The sequence below is a fragment of the Methylobacterium sp. Leaf456 genome, from assembly GCF_001425465.1.
Lineage (GTDB): Bacteria > Pseudomonadota > Alphaproteobacteria > Rhizobiales > Beijerinckiaceae > Methylobacterium.
This window is the reverse complement of sequence record NZ_LMQV01000005.1, coordinates 86,780-103,907: the sequence shown is the minus strand read 5'-3', so window position 1 is coordinate 103,907 and position 17,128 is coordinate 86,780. Positions and strand designations below refer to the sequence as shown.

At 71.4% G+C, this 17,128-nt stretch carries 12 protein-coding genes; 8 read left to right on the top strand and 4 right to left on the bottom strand.

Annotated elements, in window-relative coordinates; all coding sequences use genetic code 11:
- Window positions 1–4 precede the first annotated feature (4 nt).
- Together flgK and ASG52_RS06600 are read left to right on the top strand one after the other, a co-directional pair.
- On the top strand, window positions 5–1,882 hold the full coding sequence (gene flgK, locus ASG52_RS06605; protein WP_056240715.1) for a flagellar hook-associated protein FlgK: 1,878 nt from the start codon (window positions 5–7) through the stop codon (window positions 1,880–1,882).
- Window positions 1,883–1,892: 10 nt separating this feature from the next.
- Window positions 1,893–3,704 carry a hypothetical protein gene (locus tag ASG52_RS06600; protein WP_056240712.1) on the top strand — a complete coding sequence of 604 codons (1,812 nt, stop codon included), beginning with the start codon at window positions 1,893–1,895 and terminating at the stop codon, window positions 3,702–3,704.
- Between the two features lie 230 nt (window positions 3,705–3,934).
- Here ASG52_RS06600 and ASG52_RS06595 read toward each other — a convergent pair whose 3' ends face one another.
- Together ASG52_RS06595 and ASG52_RS06590 are read right to left on the bottom strand one after the other, a co-directional pair.
- Entirely contained in the window at window positions 3,935–6,133 is a 2,199-nt protein-coding gene (locus tag ASG52_RS06595; RefSeq protein WP_056240709.1) for a xanthine dehydrogenase family protein molybdopterin-binding subunit, read from the bottom strand.
- Between the two features lie 31 nt (window positions 6,134–6,164).
- Complete coding sequence (locus ASG52_RS06590; protein WP_056240707.1) at window positions 6,165–6,620, bottom strand: (2Fe-2S)-binding protein; 456 nt, start codon at window positions 6,618–6,620, stop codon at window positions 6,165–6,167.
- A gap of 227 nt (window positions 6,621–6,847) precedes the next feature.
- Here ASG52_RS06590 and ASG52_RS06585 point away from each other — a divergent pair, with 227 nt between their 5' ends.
- Complete coding sequence (locus ASG52_RS06585; protein WP_056240705.1) at window positions 6,848–8,383, top strand: sensor histidine kinase; 1,536 nt, start codon at window positions 6,848–6,850, stop codon at window positions 8,381–8,383.
- 162 nt (window positions 8,384–8,545) lie between these two features.
- On the opposite strand, the gene ASG52_RS06580 is transcribed toward ASG52_RS06585, so the two are convergent.
- The gene (locus tag ASG52_RS06580; RefSeq protein WP_056240702.1) at window positions 8,546–9,397 is read right to left on the bottom strand and encodes a collagen-like domain-containing protein; all 852 of its coding nucleotides are present in this window, start codon (window positions 9,395–9,397) and stop codon (window positions 8,546–8,548) included.
- Window positions 9,398–9,620: 223 nt separating this feature from the next.
- On the bottom strand, window positions 9,621–10,376 hold the full coding sequence (gene map / locus ASG52_RS06575; RefSeq protein WP_056240701.1) for a type I methionyl aminopeptidase: 756 nt from the start codon (window positions 10,374–10,376) through the stop codon (window positions 9,621–9,623).
- Window positions 10,377–10,480: 104 nt separating this feature from the next.
- Between map and ASG52_RS06570 the strand changes: the two genes are divergently transcribed.
- From ASG52_RS06570 to eda, 5 genes are all read left to right on the top strand, one after another.
- Complete coding sequence (locus tag ASG52_RS06570) at window positions 10,481–10,933, top strand: hypothetical protein (protein WP_056240699.1); 453 nt, start codon at window positions 10,481–10,483, stop codon at window positions 10,931–10,933.
- A gap of 254 nt (window positions 10,934–11,187) precedes the next feature.
- Complete coding sequence (locus tag ASG52_RS06565; protein ID WP_056240696.1) at window positions 11,188–12,735, top strand: malonate--CoA ligase; 1,548 nt, start codon at window positions 11,188–11,190, stop codon at window positions 12,733–12,735.
- 127 nt (window positions 12,736–12,862) lie between these two features.
- The gene (locus ASG52_RS06560) at window positions 12,863–14,365 is read left to right on the top strand and encodes a PAS domain S-box protein (RefSeq protein WP_056240694.1); all 1,503 of its coding nucleotides are present in this window, start codon (window positions 12,863–12,865) and stop codon (window positions 14,363–14,365) included.
- Window positions 14,366–14,643: 278 nt separating this feature from the next.
- A complete protein-coding gene (edd, locus tag ASG52_RS06555) occupies window positions 14,644–16,473 on the top strand; it encodes a phosphogluconate dehydratase (protein WP_056240691.1) in 1,830 nt (609 codons plus the stop codon).
- A 20-nt stretch (window positions 16,474–16,493) separates the two neighbouring features.
- A complete protein-coding gene (gene eda / locus ASG52_RS06550; protein ID WP_056240689.1) occupies window positions 16,494–17,111 on the top strand; it encodes a bifunctional 4-hydroxy-2-oxoglutarate aldolase/2-dehydro-3-deoxy-phosphogluconate aldolase in 618 nt (205 codons plus the stop codon).
- Window positions 17,112–17,128 lie beyond the last annotated feature (17 nt).

Below are 17,128 nucleotides of genomic sequence, written 5' to 3'. Positions count from 1 at the left end.
GACCTTGGCCTTCGACGCGCTCACGACGGCAACGGCGGGCCTGCGGGTGACGCAGTCGCAGATCGGCGTCGTCTCGCAGAACATCGCCAATGTCGGCACCGTCGGCTACGTCAGGCGCACGCTCACGCCCGTCACGACGGGGCCGGGCAATGCCGGGGTCGCCTCCGGCACCATCGCGCGGGCGATCGACGCGGCGGCGCTCAAGCAGCTGCGCTCCGAGACCTCGGGGGCGGCCTACACCTCGACCATGGCGGGCATCCGCGGCCAGCTCGACGCGCTCTACGGGCGACCGGGCGACTCGTCGGCGCTCGACGGGATGTTCAACGGCTTCACCCGCTCGCTGCAATCGCTCGCCGCCAACCCGACCTCGACGGCGGCGCGCAACACCGTGGTCTCGGCGGCCTCTGGCCTCGCCACGACCATCGCCAACGCGGCCAACGGCGTGCAGGCCCTGCGCTCGGGCTTGGAGGCGGGGCTCGCCTCCGACACGGGCGACGCCAACACCCTGCTCGGGCAGCTCGCCAAGCTCAACGCGCGCCTCAGCGCCACGCCGAAGAGCGACATGAGCCGCCCCGACCTGGAGGACCAGCGCGATCAGGCGCTCAACAGCCTCTCGGCGCTGATGGACATCAACGCGACGACGCAGAGCGACGGCAGCGTGAGCGTGCTGACGGGCTCGGGCGCGACGCTGCTCGACCACGAGAACGCCGCCACCTTGAGCTTCTCCAACCGCGGCACGCTCTCGCCGCAGGCGCTCTATTCGGACGATCCGAGCCAAAGCGGCGTCGGCACCATCGTGGCGACGACGCCCGGCGGCGGCAAGATCGACCTGATCGCCACCGGGGCGATCCGCTCCGGCTCGATGGCGGCGGCGGTGGAGCTGCGCGACACGGTGCTGCCCCAGGCCCAGCGCCAGCTCGACGACCTCGCCGCGGGCCTCGCCCGTTCGCTGTCGGACCGCGCGGCCACCGGCACCGCGCCCGCCGACGGCACCAAGGGGGCGCTCGATATCGACCTCACCGGCCTGTCCTCGGGCAACGCGGTGACGCTGACGGTGCAGGACGGCGGCGTGCAGCGCAACCTGATCCTGATGCCCTTCACCGGCGCGCCGCCGGACTCGGTGCCGGCCGGGCTGACCGACGATGCCGAGGCGACGGTGATCCCGTTCCGCCTGCCCGGCAGCGGCGACGGCGCCCCCGCGACCATGGCGCAGGCCCTGTCCGATGCGCTCGGCGGCGGCTACAGCGTCGCGGAGGCGGAGGGCGGCTCTGGTGCGGTCCGCATCGCCGGCACCGGCAGCGCCAGCCTGCTCGCGGCCTCGGCCAGCGTCACCCAGGTGAGTTCGGCCACCGACATCAAGAGCGGGAAGCCCCAGATCCCGCTCTTCGTCGACGGCAAGGCCGCCACCCTGTTCACCGGCTCGTTCGAGGGCGGCTCGCAGCTCACGGGCTTCGCGCAGCGCATCAGCGTCAACCCGGCGGTGGCGGGCAACGCCGCGAGCCTCGTCGGCATCACGGGCTCGGGCACGAGTACCGGCGACGCGACTCGGCCACAGGCGCTCTACGACGCCCTGACGACGACGCCCCGCACCTTCTCCTCGGCCAGCGGCATCGGCGGCATCGACGCCCCGACGCGCTCCAGCGTCGCGGAGTTCGTCCAGGGCGTGATCTCGGTGCAGGGTTCGGCGGCGGCCGCCGCCCAGGATCTCGACGAGGGCCAGAGCATCGCCCTCTCGACCGCGCAGGGGCGCTTCGCCTCGACCTCCGGCGTCAGCATCGACGAGGAGATGTCGAACCTGATCGCCCTGCAGCAGGCCTTCACGGCCAATGCCCGCGTGCTCACCGCCGCCCGCGACATGCTCGACACCCTGATGCGGATCTGACGGGGCCCCCATGACCAGCATCAGCGCCTTCGCCGCCGGCACCTACCGCTTCGACCGGCAGGCCTCGAACCTCACGAGCATGAAGGGCCAGCTCGACGACCTGTCGCGCCAGCTCGCCACCGGGCGCACCGCCGAGACCTATGCCGGCCTCGGCGCCGGCCGCGCCACCAGCCTCAGTGCCCGCGCCGGGATCAGCGCGCAGGACGGCTACCTCGCGGCGATCACCTCCGCCGACACCCGCGTGAAGCTCACGACCGCCAGCCTGACCCAGCTCAAGACGCTCAACGACAGCGCCCGCTCCAACCTCAACGGCCTGCTGACCTCGCGCGTTCAGGCGCTGCCCGCGACCAGCGTGCAGCTCGCCGACAACAACCTCTCGGCGGCCATCGACGCGCTGAACCAGCAGGCCGGCGACGTCTACGTCTTCTCAGGCCGTGCCACCGACACCCGGCCCGTCGCCTCGCGCGAGACGATCCTCAACGGCGACCCTGCCCAGGGGCTCGACGGCCTCAAGGACCTGATCGCCGAGCAGAAGGCGGCCGACCGTGGCCCGGACGGCAACGGCCGCCTGACCCAGGCGCTCGCGGGCGCCGACATCACCCTCACCGAGGACGGAAACGCCGCCGCGCGGGCGAATTTCGGCTTCTCGCTCACCGGCGTCACCGCGCCCGCGGGCGGGGGCATCACGGCGGCGCTGACCGCGGGCACGCCCGCCACCACGAATCCGGCGTTAGCCGAGAACCCCACCGACGGCACGCGGGTGCGGGTGGCGGTCAACCTCCCCGATGGCTCCCAGGCGACCTACGACCTCACCGCCCGGACGACCCCGGCGGTGGGCGCCACCGATTCCTTCGCCATCGGCGCCGACGCGGCGGAGACCGCGGCCAACCTCAAGACCCTGCTCAAGGGCCTGCCCGGCGCCGGCAATCTCGCCAGCGCCCAGAGCGCGTCGCCGCCGGGCCTGTCGGTCGATTTCACGGACGACGGCAGCCCGGCCTCGCTGGCGCTCTCGGTGACGGGCACTCCGAAGGCCGGCGACGCCCTGACCGTGACGCTGGCGCTCCACGACGGCACCACCACGACGATCAAGCTGACGGCGCGCAGCAGCGCGGACGCGGCCTCGGCCAACACCTTCGCCATCGGGGCGAATCCGGACGAGACCGCGGCCAACCTGAACCAGACGCTCCAGAACGCCCTGAAGACCGCCGCCGGCACCGATCTCGCCGCGAGTTCGACGACGCGGGCCTCGACCAACTTCTTCGAGGGCTCGCCGACCGCGGGCCTCGCGCCGCGGCGCGTTTCCGAGGACGGCAACGGCTACGCCGCGACCGCCGGCGCCGACACGGTGATCTGGTACAAGGGCGACGACGGCACCGACCCGCGCGGCACCGCGACCGTGCAGGTCGGCACGAGCCGCACCGTGGCCATCGGCGCCCAGGCCAACGAGGCGGCGATCCGCAAGACGCTGGCCGGCCTCGCCGCGGTGGCAGCGGAAAACTTCACCGACGCGACCGGCGCGGTCGACACCGCCCGCTTCAACGCCACCGCCGAGCGGGTCTCCGCCGCCCTCACCCCGGACGCCGACCGGGCCGGCCTCGAAGGCCTCGTCACGGATTTCGGGCTGGCCTCCAGCGGCATGGCCAACGCCAAATCGATCGCCACCGCGACCAAGACGACCCTGGAGAACTCGCTCGACGGCATCGACACCGTCTCGACCCAGGAAGTCGCGGCCAAGCTCGTCAGCCTGCAGACCCAGCTCCAGGCGAGCTACAAGGTGACGTCGATGCTCTCGGAGATGAGTTTGGTGAATTACATCAGCTGACGGGGCCTGCTCGCCGGCACGCAGCGCATTCCCTCTCCCCGCCGTGCGGGGAGAGGGCTTCGGCGACCCCGTCGTCGCCGAAGCGAGGCGGCAGCCGATGGTGAGGGGGCTTATCCGCAGGAGACTCGTCCGTCGAAGCCCCCTCACCGCCGCTTCGGCTTCGCCTCCGCTTCCTGTAGGGACGACAAGGTCCCTACAGGCCTCTCCCCGCGCGCGGGGAGAGGGGGGAGCTACGCCCCCCGCAGGCTCGCCAGATCGAGCGGCAGCGAGCGCAGCCGCTGGCCCGTGGCGGCGAAGATCGCGTTCGAGATCGCGGGCGCCAGCACCGGCACGCCGGGCTCGCCGATGCCGGTCGGGGCCGTGTCGGAGGGGACGATGTGGACCTCGACGCGGGGCATCTCGGAGATGCGGGTCGGCTGGTAGCTGTCGAAGTTCGTCTCCTGCACCACGCCGTCCTTCAGGGTGATGCGGTTGCGCAGGACCGACGACAGGGCGAAGCCGACCGCGCCCTCGACCTGGGCGCGCACCACGTCCGGGTTGACCGCGATGCCGACATCGACCGCCGCGACGATGCGCTCGACCTTCACGCCCGACTCGCCCGCGGTCACGTCCGCCGCCATGGCGACGTAGGAGCCGAAGGATTGATGCACGGCGACGCCGAGGCCCCGGCCCTTCTCGTTCGACTTCCCGCTCCAGCCGGCCTTCTCGGCGGCGAGCCGCAGCACCGCCGACAGGCGCGGCGCCCGCGTCAGCAGCGACAGGCGGTAGGCGACCGGGTCGGCGTTCGCGGCGTGCGCCAGTTCGTCGATCATCACCTCCATGACGTGGGCGGTGTGGGTGTGGCCGACCGAGCGCCACCACAGCACCGGCACCCCTTCGCGGGCGTTGTGGACCTCGAAGCGATAGGCCGGCAAGCCGTAGGGCGTGTCGGAGGCGCCCTCGACCGTGGTGCCGTCGATGCCGTTCTTCACGAGCATCGCCTCGAACGGCGAGCCGATCATGATCGACTTGCCGACCATGGTGTGGCGCCAGCCCGCGACCTGTCCCTTGGCGTCGAGGCCGGCCTTGACGGTGTGGTAGACCTGCGGCCGATAATAGCCGCCGGCCATGTCGTCCTCGCGGGTCCAGACCAGATGGACCGGAGCCTTTCCGTCCCAGGCCTTCACGATGGACGCGGCCTCGGCGAAGTAGTCGGCGCCGGGCGTGGCGCGGCGGCCGAACGAGCCGCCGGCCCATTGCGTGTGCAGGCGGACCTTGTCGGTCGTCACCCCGAGGGTGGCCGCGACCACCGCCTGCTCGATCGTCTGGATCTGGCAGCCGGCATAGACGTCGAACGAGCCGTCCGCAGCCCGCTCGATCGTGGCGTTGAGCGGCTCCATCGAGGCGTGGGCGAGGTAGGGGAAGGAGAACTCCGCCTCCACCACCTTGGCCGCGCCCTTGATCGCGGCGTCGGCATCGCCCGCCTGCGAGGCGACGAGGCCCGGCGTCCGGGCGGTCTTGCGGTACTCGTCGAGGATGGCGTCCGAGGAGCGGGTTTCGGCGGCGGAATCGTCCCACTCGACCTTGAGCGCCTCGCGGGCCTTCATCGCGGTCCACGTGTCGCGGGCGATGACGGCGACGCCGGTCGGGATCGTCACCACCGCGACGACGCCGGGCATGCCCTGGGCGGCCTCCGCATCGACCTTTTTGACGCTCGCGCCGAAGCGCGGCGGGTGGGCGACCAGCGCCGTCACCTGACCGGGGCGGCGGATGTCGAGGGAGTAGATCGCGGTGCCGTCGGTCTTCGCCTTGGAATCGATGCGCGGCACGCCCTTGCCGATCAGGGTCCATTCGGCGGGCGACTTCAGCCTCGGCTCCTGCGGCACCGGCTTGGCTGCCGCGGCCTCGGCGAACTCGCCGAACCGGCCCTGCCGGCCCGACTTGTGGGACAGCACGCCCTTCGACACCGTGATCTCGGAGGCCGGCACGGCCCACGTGTCGGCCGCCGCCGCGACCAGCATGGCGCGGGCCGCCGCCCCCGCCTTGCGGAGCTGGAACCACGAATTGGCGATGGCCGTGGAGCCGCCGGTGCCCTGCACGGGGCCCATCAGCAGGTTGGCGTAGAGCTTGGCGTCGGCGGGCGCGAAGGCGGTGCGCATCTGGCCCCAGTCGGCGTCGAGTTCGTCGGCCAGGATGGTGGCGAGCCCGGTCGTGTTGCCCTGGCCCATGTCGAGATGCTTGATCATCACCGTGACGGTGTCGTCGGCGGCGATCCTGACGAAGGCGTTGGGCTGGGCCGGGCCCTTGGACAGGTCGGGCCCGCCGCCCTCCGCCGCCCGCGCCCCGCGCAGGTCGAGCCGGAAGGCGAGCAGCACGGCACCCATGGCCGCGCCGCCGAGGAAGGCGCGTCGGGACGGGACAGGTGCGTCGGTTAAATCGAGCTTGAGCATGCCGGCTCCTTCGGATCGGAGTGCAAAAAAATTAAGCGAGGGAGCGGGCGGCTTCGTGGATCGCGGCGCGGATGCGCTGGTAGGTGCCGCAGCGGCAGACATTGCCGTCCATGGCGCCGTCGATGTCGGCGTCGGAAGGCTTCGGGTTCTCGGTGAGCAGGCCGATCGCCGACATGATCTGGCCGGACTGGCAGTAGCCGCACTGCACCACGTCGAGCTTGCGCCACGCGCCCTGCACCGCCTCGGCCACCTTGCCCTCGATGCCCTCGATCGTGGTGATCTTGGCCTCGCCCACATCGCCGATACGGGTCTGGCAGGCGCGCACCGGCTGGCCGTCCATGTGGACCGTGCAGGCGCCGCATTGCGCGATGCCGCAGCCGTACTTGGTGCCGGTGAGGTCGAGCCGGTCGCGGATCGCCCACAGCAGCGGCATGTCGGGATCGGCGTCGACCTCGCGGGCCGCGCCGTTCAGGTGGATGGTCAGCATGCCGCCGCTCCGGAATCTGGAATCGTTCCGAGTCTGGACCCGCAGCGCGCCGACTGATGTGCGCCAGCGCACCTGAATACAAGATAGCCGGTACGGTTACGAAATCGGGACAATTCGCGACACTCCCGAAGCCGCTTCTTAACGGTTCGCGGGCACCCTGAAGGCCCGTATCCGGCCGTCCCGCGGTCGCGACGCTCGACACCCCTCAGCGACCCGAACCCCCAGGCATGGCCGACCTCACAGCGGAGATGGTGCAGCGCGGCCGCGGGCCCTCCTCGCAGGAGGTGGCCAAGCGGCGCGGCATCGCGCGCGACATGCGCTCGGCCCGCGAGCGGCTGACCTCGACGAGCGGGCTGGAGCGTGCCTTCGACCGCGAATTGCTGCGCCTCTACGCACAGTACCGGGCCGGCGCCGCCCTGCCGCTGCTGGCGCTGGCCGTGGCGCTCGCCGCCGCCTCGTTGATCTGGCTGCGCCCGGCCATGGCGGCAGTGTGGTGCGTCGGCGCCTGCGCTACGATACTGCTGACGGTCGGCCTCGCCCGCCGATTCCTGCGCCAGCCGCCGGAAAGCCTGTCGATGGCGCGCTGGCGGCGCGCTTTCATCGCCGCCGAGTTCGGGCAGAGCCTCGCCTGGGCGATGATGCTGCTCGTCGGCGCGCCCGACGCCCGCACCTTCGCGCTGTTCGGCCTCGTCATCGTCGCGGCGGTGACGACGATGCTGGCCGCGACCGTGCCGATCGCCGCCGTCTCGGGCCTGATGCCGCTGATGCTCGCGGCGCTCTCGCTGCTGGTGTTCTCCCGCGACACCGACACGGTGCTGCTGGTCGTCATGACGGTGTGCAGCCAGTTGCTGTTCGCGGGCCTTGCCCGGCGCCTGTACGACTCGGCGGTCGGCACGCTGCAATCGCGGGCCGAGAAGGACGCGATCTTCGCCGAACTCGAACAGGCCAAGGCCAATTCCGACGAGGCGCGGCGGCGCGCGGAAGAAGCCAACCTCGCCAAGTCCCGCTTCCTGGCCACCATGAGCCACGAGCTGCGCACGCCCTTGAACGCGATCCTCGGCTTCTCGGAGGTGATGAAGAACGAGGTGTTCGGCGCCCACACGGCGCCCGCCTACAAGGAATACGCCAACGACATCCACGACAGCGGCATGCACCTGCTGACGCTGATCAACGAAATCCTCGACCTCTCGCGGATAGAGGCCGGGCGCTACGACCTGACCGAGGAGGCGATGCAGCTCGCCCACACGGTGGAGGAGTGCCGCCACATGATGGCGTTGCGCGCCCGGTCGAAAGGCCAGACCTTCGCGAGCTTCGTCGACGAGACCCTGCCCCGCCTGTGGGCCGACGAGCGTGCGGTGCGCCAGATCGTGCTCAACCTCCTGTCGAACGCGGTGAAGTTCACCCCGCCCGGCGGCGAGATCGTCATCAAGGTCGGCTGGACGGCGTCCGGCGGGCAATATGTCAGCGTCAAGGATTCCGGGCCCGGCATCCCCGAGGACGAACTCGGCACCGTGATGTCCTCGTTCGGGCGCGGGTCGCTCGCGATCAAGACCGCAGAGCAGGGCTCGGGGCTGGGGCTCCCGATCGTGAAGGGCCTCGTCGATCTCCACGGCGGCCATTTCACGCTCAAGTCGAAGCCGCGCGAGGGCACCGAGGTGATCGTCACCTTCCCGGCCAGCCGCGGCATGGATGCGCTGCCCGCCGTCGATCTCGCCGCCCCCACGCCGACGCCGGCCCCCGCGCGGCGTGCGCGCGCGGCGTGAGGACGAGGTTTCTTTAGTTTTTCAGAGCCTTTTCGACCGCATTCATCCTACCCGATCCCCTCATCCCTGAGGTGCTGCGACGCAGCCTCGAAGGAGGGCTCCGCATCTTAGGATGAGGGGGATTGTGCGGGATGCGCCGGGTCGAGCCGGCGCGACGGCCGCTTAGGGCTTGGCGCACAACCCGGTCATGCCGCCGCTGCCCGCCGGGCAGGTGGCGGCGGTCTCCGAGTCGAAGCTGGCCGCGCCGCCCTTGAGGCAGATCGCCGAGGCGAAGACTTCGCCGGGCTCGCACGAGAGCGTGCAGCCGGTCTCCGGGCAGGTCTGCGTGCGGACGACCCGGAACGGACCGGCGGAAGCCGTGGCGGCCTCGCCCTTCGCGCCGGCCTCACCCTTGGCACCGGCCTCACCTTTGGCACCGGCCTCACCTTTGGCACCGGCCTCGCCCTTGGCGCCCGTCTCCCCCTTGGGACCCGCCTCCCCCTTGGGCCCCGCGGGACCGGCCGGGCCGGCCTCGCCCTTCGGGCCTTGCGGCCCCGGTGCGCCGGGCGGGCCCTGGATGCCGGCCGCGCCGGGCGGACCCTGGAGACCCGCCTCGCCCTGCGGCCCGGCCGGGCCCGGCTCGCCCGCCTTGCCGGGCTGGCCCTCGGGGGCGCAGTTGGCGACCACCGCTTCGCGCTCGTCCTCGCCGCTCTTCAGCAGCGCGACGCAGGTCGCGGGACGGTAGGGCAGGCGGAACTCGAAGCGCCCGCGCTTGTCCGACAGCACGGAGATGTCGTCGTCGAGGATCACGGTCTGGCCGCTCTTGCGGATGCTGCCGGAAATCCGCAGGTCGCCGCCCTCGATGCGGGCGTCCCAGACCTGGATCGGCGGGACCGCCGCCTTCGGGCGGGCTTGGCTCTGGGCGGGCTTGGCCCGGGGCGCGGGCGCCTCGGCGGGCTGCGCCAGGGCCGGCGCGGCGAACAAAACCCCCGCCATCAGGATCGGCCACGGCCAACGTCCCACGGTCGCAGGCATCCTCGTCCCTCCCGGCTGATCCGCGCGTCTTCCGGCGCGGCGGCGGGAAGGTTTCGGCGGGCGAGGCGAGACGGTCAAGCCCGTCCTTTGTTTCTGGCCTCAGTCGCCGGCGGCCGCCTCCGCGGCCTTAGGCTTTCGCTCCGCTCGACGCCTCGGCAAAGCCGAGGCCCGCTGCGCGGGGCGCTCTTCGCGCCCGGACAGACGGCACATCACTCGGCTCGGGCTATGGCCCCGCCATGGTCAGGATCAGCGGCCCGTTGCGGGTGGCCACCACCGTGTGCTCGTACTGCACCGTGCGGGCGCGGGGGCGGCTGTAGAGGGTCCAGGGGTCGTCGTCGCGGTTCTCGGCGAAGTCGGCGCCGAGCGACAGGAACGGCTCGACGGTGAGCACCAGCCCCTCGGTCATGATCCGGCGCTCGGAGGCGTCGGGCCAGGTCGCGATCTCGGTCGGCTCCTCGTGGAGCGCCCGGCCGACGCCGTGGCTCGCGAGGTTGCGCACCAGCGTGTAGCCGTTCTTCGCGGCGAACGCCCCGACCGCCCGGCCGATGCCGGCGATCGGCTTGCCGGTGCCGACCTGCCGCAGGCCGGTCCACAGGGCGCGCCGCCCGTCCTTGCACAGCCGCTCCGTCGCCCGCGTCACCGGGGGCACGGGGAACGAGGCGCCGGTGTCGGAGAAGTAGCCGTCCCGCTCCGCCGACACGTCGATGTTGACGAGGTCGCCCGCCGCGATCCGGCGCTCGCCGGGGATGCCGTGGGCGACCTCCTCGTTGACGCTGATGCAGGTGGCGCCGGGGAAGCCGTAGACCGCCTCGGGCGCCGAGCGCGCGCCCGCCGCCTCCAAAACGCTTCGCCCGATCCCGTCGAGTTCGCACGTGGTCATGCCGGGCTCGATCGCCCGCCCCATCGTCTCCAGCGCGTCGGCGACGATGCGCCCGATCCGCTTCAGGGCGGCCAGCTCGTCCTCGCTCGACACCGTCATGGGGATTCCTCGGTCAACCGGCTTGAGGGGCCGGGTATAGCCATACCGGTGCGCGCCGACAGAGTCTTGCAAGCGCGGCGAGGGCGCGCGCATAGAGGAGCACCATGCGCCGCTCGCTCCTCACCGCCCTCCTGGCTCTCCCGCTGCTCGCCCCCTCCCCCGCCCTGGCGGACGAGTGCGACGGGCTGGCCCAGCAGATCGCCCGAGCTGTCGGGGCGAAAAGACCCGGTCGGCGGATGGGCCCGAGCATCGACGTGCGGGCGGCCAGCGGCGTGACGCTCAACCTCACCTGCCGGGCCCAGCCCATCGTGCAGGCCTCGTCGGGCGAACCCTCCCCCTCCGCCGCCTATTTTCGCGAGCTGACGACCGCCTCCGAACTCGTCATCGGCGAGCCGGCGGGCGTGATCCAGCCGATCCTGGTCCGCGCCTACGAGACAGCGCTCCGCGAGGGCCGCAAGTCGTTCATCCAGCAGAACGGCTGGTCGGCAAGCTGCTACACCGACAGCGCCGGGGCGCTGCGCACCCTCTGCTCGGTCGGGCGCATCCCGAAAGACTGACGTCTTTCTCGCTTCCTTTTTGGTCTCAAGCGCCGGCGGCCGCGTCCGCGGGCTTGGGCTTCTCGCTCCGCTGGACGCCTCGGCGTAGCCGAGGCCGCTCCGCGGGGCGCTCTTCGCGCCCGGCGATACGGTGCTGCCGCACGATCCGAGCGATGGTCCTTGTTCCGTCTCCTGCTCCGCTTGAACGGAGCCGCGCCCTGCGCCAATGCGGTCACCGAGCCAAAAAGTTTGGGACGGGCAGGAGACGCGAGACGATGGCCGAGGCAGCCGGGAACCACCTGTTCGACCTCGTGCGCGCCCATCTTCCGGCCGATCCGGGCGGGCGCACCTTCATCGAATCCGTGCCGGACGGCCGGCGCCACAGCTACGCCGACCTGCTGGCCCGCTCTAGCGCCTATGCCGACGCCCTGACGCGGCTGGGCGTGAAGCCCGGCGACCGGGTCGCGGTGCAGGTCGAGAAGAGCGCGGAAGTCGTCTTCCTCTATCTCGGCGCGGTGCGGGCAGGCGCAGTCTTCCTGCCGCTCAACACCGCCTATACCGGGCCTGAGATCGCCTATTTCCTCGGCGACGCCGAGCCGTCCCTGTTCGTCTGCGACCCCGCCCGCGAGTCCGATCTTACGAAGGTTGCCCGCGAGGCCGGCGTCGCGCAGGTCCGCACCCTCGACGGCGACGGGCGCGGCAGCATGTCTGATGCCGCGGATTCGGCCTCCACCGACTTCGCCGACGTGGCCCGCGGCCCCGACGATCTGGCCGCGATCCTCTACACCTCGGGCACGACCGGGCGTTCGAAGGGCGCCATGCTGAGCCACGACAACCTCGTCTCCAACGCGCTCACGCTGGCTCAGTACTGGCACTTCACGGAACGCGACGTGCTGATCCACGCGCTGCCGGTGTTCCACACCCACGGCCTGTTCGTGGCGACCAACGTCGTGCTCGCCACCGGCGGCACCATGCTGTTCCTCCCCCGGCTCGACCCGAAAAAAATGCTCGAACTGATGCCGCGGGCCACCGCGATGATGGGCGTGCCGACCTTCTACACCCGCCTGCTCAAGGAGCCGGGCCTGACCCGCGAGGCGACCGCGAACATCCGCCTGTTCGTCTCCGGCTCGGCGCCGCTCTTGGCCGAGACGCACCGCGAATGGTCGGAGCGCACCGGCCACGCGATCCTCGAGCGCTACGGCATGACCGAGACCAACATGAACACCTCGAACCCCTACGAGGGTGCGCGCCGGGCCGGCACCGTCGGTTTTCCGCTGCCGGGTGTGTCGCTCCGGGTCGTCGAGCCCGAGACCGGCGCACCGCTCGGTGCGGACGAGGTCGGAATGATCGAGGTGAAGGGCCCCAACGTCTTCCAGGGCTACTGGCGCATGCCGGAGAAGACCGCGGCCGAGTTCAAGGTCGACGGCTTCTTCGTCACCGGCGATCTCGGCAAGGTCGACCGCGACGGCTACGTCCACATCGTCGGCCGCGGCAAGGACCTCATCATCACCGGCGGCTACAACGTCTACCCCAAGGAGATCGAGACCGAGATCGACGCGCTGCCGGGCGTGGTCGAGTCGGCGGTGATCGGGCTGGCGCATCCGGATTTCGGCGAGGGCGTCACCGCCGTCGTGGTGGCGGGCGAGGGCGCGCCGGACGAGGCCGGCATCCTCGCCGCGCTGGAGGAGCGGCTCGCCAAGTACAAGTGCCCCAAGCGCGTGCTCTTCGCCGAGGAGCTGCCCCGCAACGCCATGGGCAAGGTGCAGAAGAACGTCTTGCGCGACGCCCATGCCGGGCTCTACGCGGGCCCCGCGAAGGGGTGACGGACGGTAGCGCTCTCGCGTCTGTGATGCGATTGTAGCGCCCGAAATGATATGGGGCTGCCCGTCCGTGGGTCGTGGGGGCCGCCTGTTTGGACTGCCTCAAGGAATCGCCGGGACAACGCCGACCGTGACCAGCCGCCAGGAGCACGACCGGATCGACGCGGAATTGCACCGCGTCTCCAAGAGCAACGACCCCTTCGCCGCCGCCGTGCGGGCGACCCGGATGCCGATGCTGATCACCGATCCGAGCCAGCCCGACAACCCGATCGTCTTCGTCAACGACGCCTTCACCAAGCTCACGGGCTACGCGCGCGAGGAAATCCTCGGGCAGAACTGCCGCTTCCTGCAGGGGCCGGAGACGGACCGCGACGACGTCGACAGGATTCGCGACGCCATCGAGCGACGTGTGCCGATCGAGATCGACCTCCAGAACCATAAGAAGAGCGGCGAGATCTTCTGGAATCGGCTCCTGATCTCGCCGGTCTTCGACTCGGACGGGCAGCTCACCTATTTCTTCGCCTCGCAGTTCGACGTGACGCTGGAACGCGACCGGCTGGTGCGGCTCCAGCGCGACCGCGACGCCCTCGAGCAGGAGGTCGAGCGCCGCAACGACGACCTGAACCGCAGCGAGAGCCGCCTCAACTTCATGCTCGCCGCCGGGCGCCTCGGCGCCTGGAGCCTCGACCTGACCGAGCGCCGCCTCGTCGCCTCGGAGCTGTGCAAGTTGAATTTCGGCCGCCCGCCCGGCGAGACCTTCACCTACGACGACCTCGTCGCGGCGGTCGTGCCCGATGACCGCCCGAAGCTGGAAGCCGCGATGCAGGCGGCGATCGACCGGCGGGCCGATTACGATGTCGAGCACCGCGTCACCGCGTCCGGCGGCGAGGTGCGCTGGGTGCAGCTGCGCGGCCGGGCCTATTACCGGGCCGACGGCGCGCCGCTCTCCATGGCCGGCATCTCGCTCGACGTGACCGACCGCAAGCGCGCCGACGAGCAGCGGGCGCTCCTCGCCGCCGAGATGAAGCACCGGGTCAAGAACTCGATCGCGACGGTGCAGTCGATCGCCCACCAGACGCTGCGCAACGCCGCCTCGATCCAGGACGCGCAGAAGATCCTCGACGCCCGCCTCAACTCGCTGGCGAACGCCCACGACATCCTCACCTCCGAGAGCGATGTCGGCGCGACTTTGGCCGAGGCGGTCGAGACGGCGCTGAGCCCGTTCCGGGTCAGCCCGCGCGGCCGCATCCGCGTCGGCGGGCCGGAGGTGCGCCTGTCGCCGCGCCTGACGCTGGCCGTGGTGATGGCGCTCCACGAACTCGCCACCAACGCCTCGAAATACGGTGGCCTCTCCAACGACACCGGCAAGGTGATTCTCAACTGGGAGGTCGAGGGCCAGCGCCCCGGCGCCCGGCCGACGAAGGATTGCGCCGACGGTCCAGGCGCGTCGCCCGCCCTCCTGCGCTTGCACTGGGAGGAACTCGACGGGCCGCCGGTGGAGAAGCCGAGCCGCGTCGGCTTCGGCACCCGCATGATCGAGCGCGTGCTCGCCGCCGAGTTCGGCGGCCGCGCCGCCATCGACTACCGCCCCCGCGGCCTCGTCTTCACCGTCGAGGCGCCGCTGCCGGATTGACGCCTCTCCCCCGTCATTCCGGGGCGCCGTAGGCGAACCTGGAATCCACGGCTGGCCGCGACGCCTGCCATAGCCGCGCATCACGGGTAGATTCCGGGTTCCGCTTCGCGGCCCCGGAATGACGGGCGTGAAGCGTGGCAGAAGCAATCCTACGCCTGACAGCTCACCGAATCGTTCCATCGGCCGCGATCCCGTTTCGAACCGCTCCATGGTAAGGACGGACGAGCCGGGCGCCACCTCTGCGGGCGTCTCGCGAAACGAACGAGGCTTGATCCGCCATGCCGGAGCTTCATCCCGAGGTCGCCGCGGTCACCGAACGGGTGATCGCCCGCTCCCGCGACAGCCGCCGCGCCTATCTGGACCTGATCGAGCGCGAGCGCGAGGCCGGCGTCCACCGCCCCAGGCTCGCCTGCGGCAACCTCGCCCACGGCTTCGCGGCCTCGGGCGAGGACAAGTCGGCGATCATCGCGGGGCGTGCCATGAATATCGGCATCGTCACCGCCTACAACGACATGCTCTCGGCGCATCAGCCCTACGGACGCTACCCCGAGCAGATCAAGCTTTTCGCCCGCGAAGTGGGGGCCACCGCGCAGGTCGCCGGCGGCACGCCCGCCATGTGCGACGGCGTCACCCAAGGCCAGCGCGGCATGGAACTGTCGCTGTTCTCCCGCGACACCATCGCGCTCTCGACCGCGGTCGCCTTGAGCCACGGCATGTTCGAGGGCGCGGCGCTCCTGGGCATCTGCGACAAGATCGTGCCGGGGCTCATCATCGGGGCGCTGCGCTTCGGCCACCTGCCGATGATCCTGATCCCGGCTGGGCCGATGCCCTCGGGGCTCGCCAACAAGGAGAAGCAGCGCATTCGCCAGCTCTTCGCCGAGGGCAAGGTCGGGCGCAAGGAACTGCTGGAATCCGAGTCCGCCTCCTATCACGGCGCCGGCACCTGCACCTTCTACGGCACGGCCAACTCCAACCAGATGATGATGGACGTGATGGGCCTGCACATGCCCGGCGCCTCCTTCATCAATCCCGGCACGCGCCTGCGCCAGGCAGTGACCCGCGCGGCGATCCACCGGCTCACCGAGATCGGCCCGAACGGCAACGATTACCGCCCGCTCGGGCGCTGCATCGACGAGAAGGCGATCGTCAACGCCATCGTCGGGCTCCTCGCCACCGGCGGCTCGACCAACCACGCGATCCACATCCCGGCCATGGCGCGGGCTGCCGGCATCGTCGTCGATTGGGAGGATTTCGACCGGCTGTCGGGCGTCGTGCCGCTGACCGCCCGGGTCTACCCGAACGGCGCGGGCGACGTGAACCACTTCCACGCGGCCGGCGGCATGTCCTACGTCATCGCCTCGCTGATCGATGCCGGCCTCCTGCACGACGACATCCTGACGGTGGCCGGCACGCGCCTGCGCGACCACGCCCGCGACCCCAAGCTCACCGGCGAGGACGACGCGCTGACCTTCGAGGACGCGCCCGCCGAGCCGCTCGACGACACGATGCTGCGCCCGCCCGCCCATCCGTTCCAGCCCGACGGCGGGATGCGGCTGGTGAAGGGGAATCTCGGACGGGCCACCTTCAAGACCAGCGCGGTCGAGCCGCAGCGGCGCACCATCGAAGCCCCGGCCCGCGTCTTCTCCGATCAGGACGACGTCATCGCCGCCTTCAAGGCGGGCGAGCTGGAGCGCGACGTGATCGTGGTCGTGCGCTTCCAGGGCCCGCGGGCCAACGGCATGCCGGAACTGCACAAGCTGACCCCGCCGCTCGGCGTGCTGCAGGACCGCGGCCACAAGGTCGCCCTCGTCACCGACGGGCGGATGTCGGGCGCCTCCGGCAAGGTGCCGGCGGCGATCCATCTGAGCCCCGAGGCGGTCGGCGGCGGCCCCATCGGCCGCATCCGCGACGGCGACGTCATCCGCCTCTCGGCGGAAGACGGCGTGCTGGAGGTGCTGGTCGATCCGGCCGAGTGGGAGGCCCGCGAGGACGCCGTGCGGCCGCCGGACGGCCTCGGCACCGGCCGCGAACTCTTCGCCTTCATGCGCCACGGCGCCGACGACGCCGAGCGCGGCGGCTCGGCGATGCTGGCCGCGGCGGGCCTTTGACGAAACCGGGAGAGACCGACATGAGCACCATCGACGCGCTGATGCGCTCCGTCCCCGTCATCCCCGTCCTCGTCGTCGAGGACGCGGCCGACGCCGTGCCGATGGCCGAGGCCCTGGTCGCGGGCGGGCTGACCGCGCTGGAGGTCACGCTCCGCACGCCCGCGGCTTTGGACGTGATCCGGGCGATGTCCTCGGTCGAGGGCGCCGTCGTCGGCGCCGGCACCGTGCTGAACGCCCGCGACCTCGACGCTGCCGTCAGTGCGGGCGCGAAGTTCATCGTCAGCCCCGGCCTCACCGCGCCGCTCACGGAAGCCGCGCTGGCCTCCGGCGTGCCCTACCTGCCGGGCGTGGCGACCTCGGCCGACATCATGCGCGGCCTCGACCACGGGCTCGACCGCTTCAAGTTCTTCCCGGCGGAAGCCGCGGGCGGGCTCAAGGCGCTGAAGGCGCTCGCCGCCCCGTTCCATCGGGTCCGCTTCTGCCCCACCGGCGGCATCACCGAGGCCACCGCCCCGGACTGGCTCGCCCACCCCTCCGTGCTCTGCGTCGGCGGAAGCTGGGTCGTGCCCGCGGGCAAGCCCGACCCGGGCGCGATCCGGCGGCTGGCGGAGGCCGCGGGACAACTTCGGAAGGCTTGAGACGAAGCGGGGCTCTG

Coding starts and splice junctions, on each gene's coding strand:
- ASG52_RS06600 (WP_056240712.1), top strand. CDS start 1,893: ATGACCAGCATCAGCGCCTTCGCCGCCGGCACCTACCGCTTCGACCGG.
- ASG52_RS06595 (WP_056240709.1), bottom strand. CDS start 6,133: ATGCTCAAGCTCGATTTAACCGACGCACCTGTCCCGTCCCGACGCGCC.
- ASG52_RS06590 (WP_056240707.1), bottom strand. CDS start 6,620: ATGCTGACCATCCACCTGAACGGCGCGGCCCGCGAGGTCGACGCCGAT.
- ASG52_RS06585 (WP_056240705.1), top strand. CDS start 6,848: ATGGCCGACCTCACAGCGGAGATGGTGCAGCGCGGCCGCGGGCCCTCC.
- ASG52_RS06580 (WP_056240702.1), bottom strand. CDS start 9,397: ATGCCTGCGACCGTGGGACGTTGGCCGTGGCCGATCCTGATGGCGGGG.
- map (WP_056240701.1), bottom strand. CDS start 10,376: ATGACGGTGTCGAGCGAGGACGAGCTGGCCGCCCTGAAGCGGATCGGG.
- ASG52_RS06570 (WP_056240699.1), top strand. CDS start 10,481: ATGCGCCGCTCGCTCCTCACCGCCCTCCTGGCTCTCCCGCTGCTCGCC.
- ASG52_RS06565 (WP_056240696.1), top strand. CDS start 11,188: ATGGCCGAGGCAGCCGGGAACCACCTGTTCGACCTCGTGCGCGCCCAT.
- edd (WP_056240691.1), top strand. CDS start 14,644: ATGCCGGAGCTTCATCCCGAGGTCGCCGCGGTCACCGAACGGGTGATC.
- eda (WP_056240689.1), top strand. CDS start 16,494: ATGAGCACCATCGACGCGCTGATGCGCTCCGTCCCCGTCATCCCCGTC.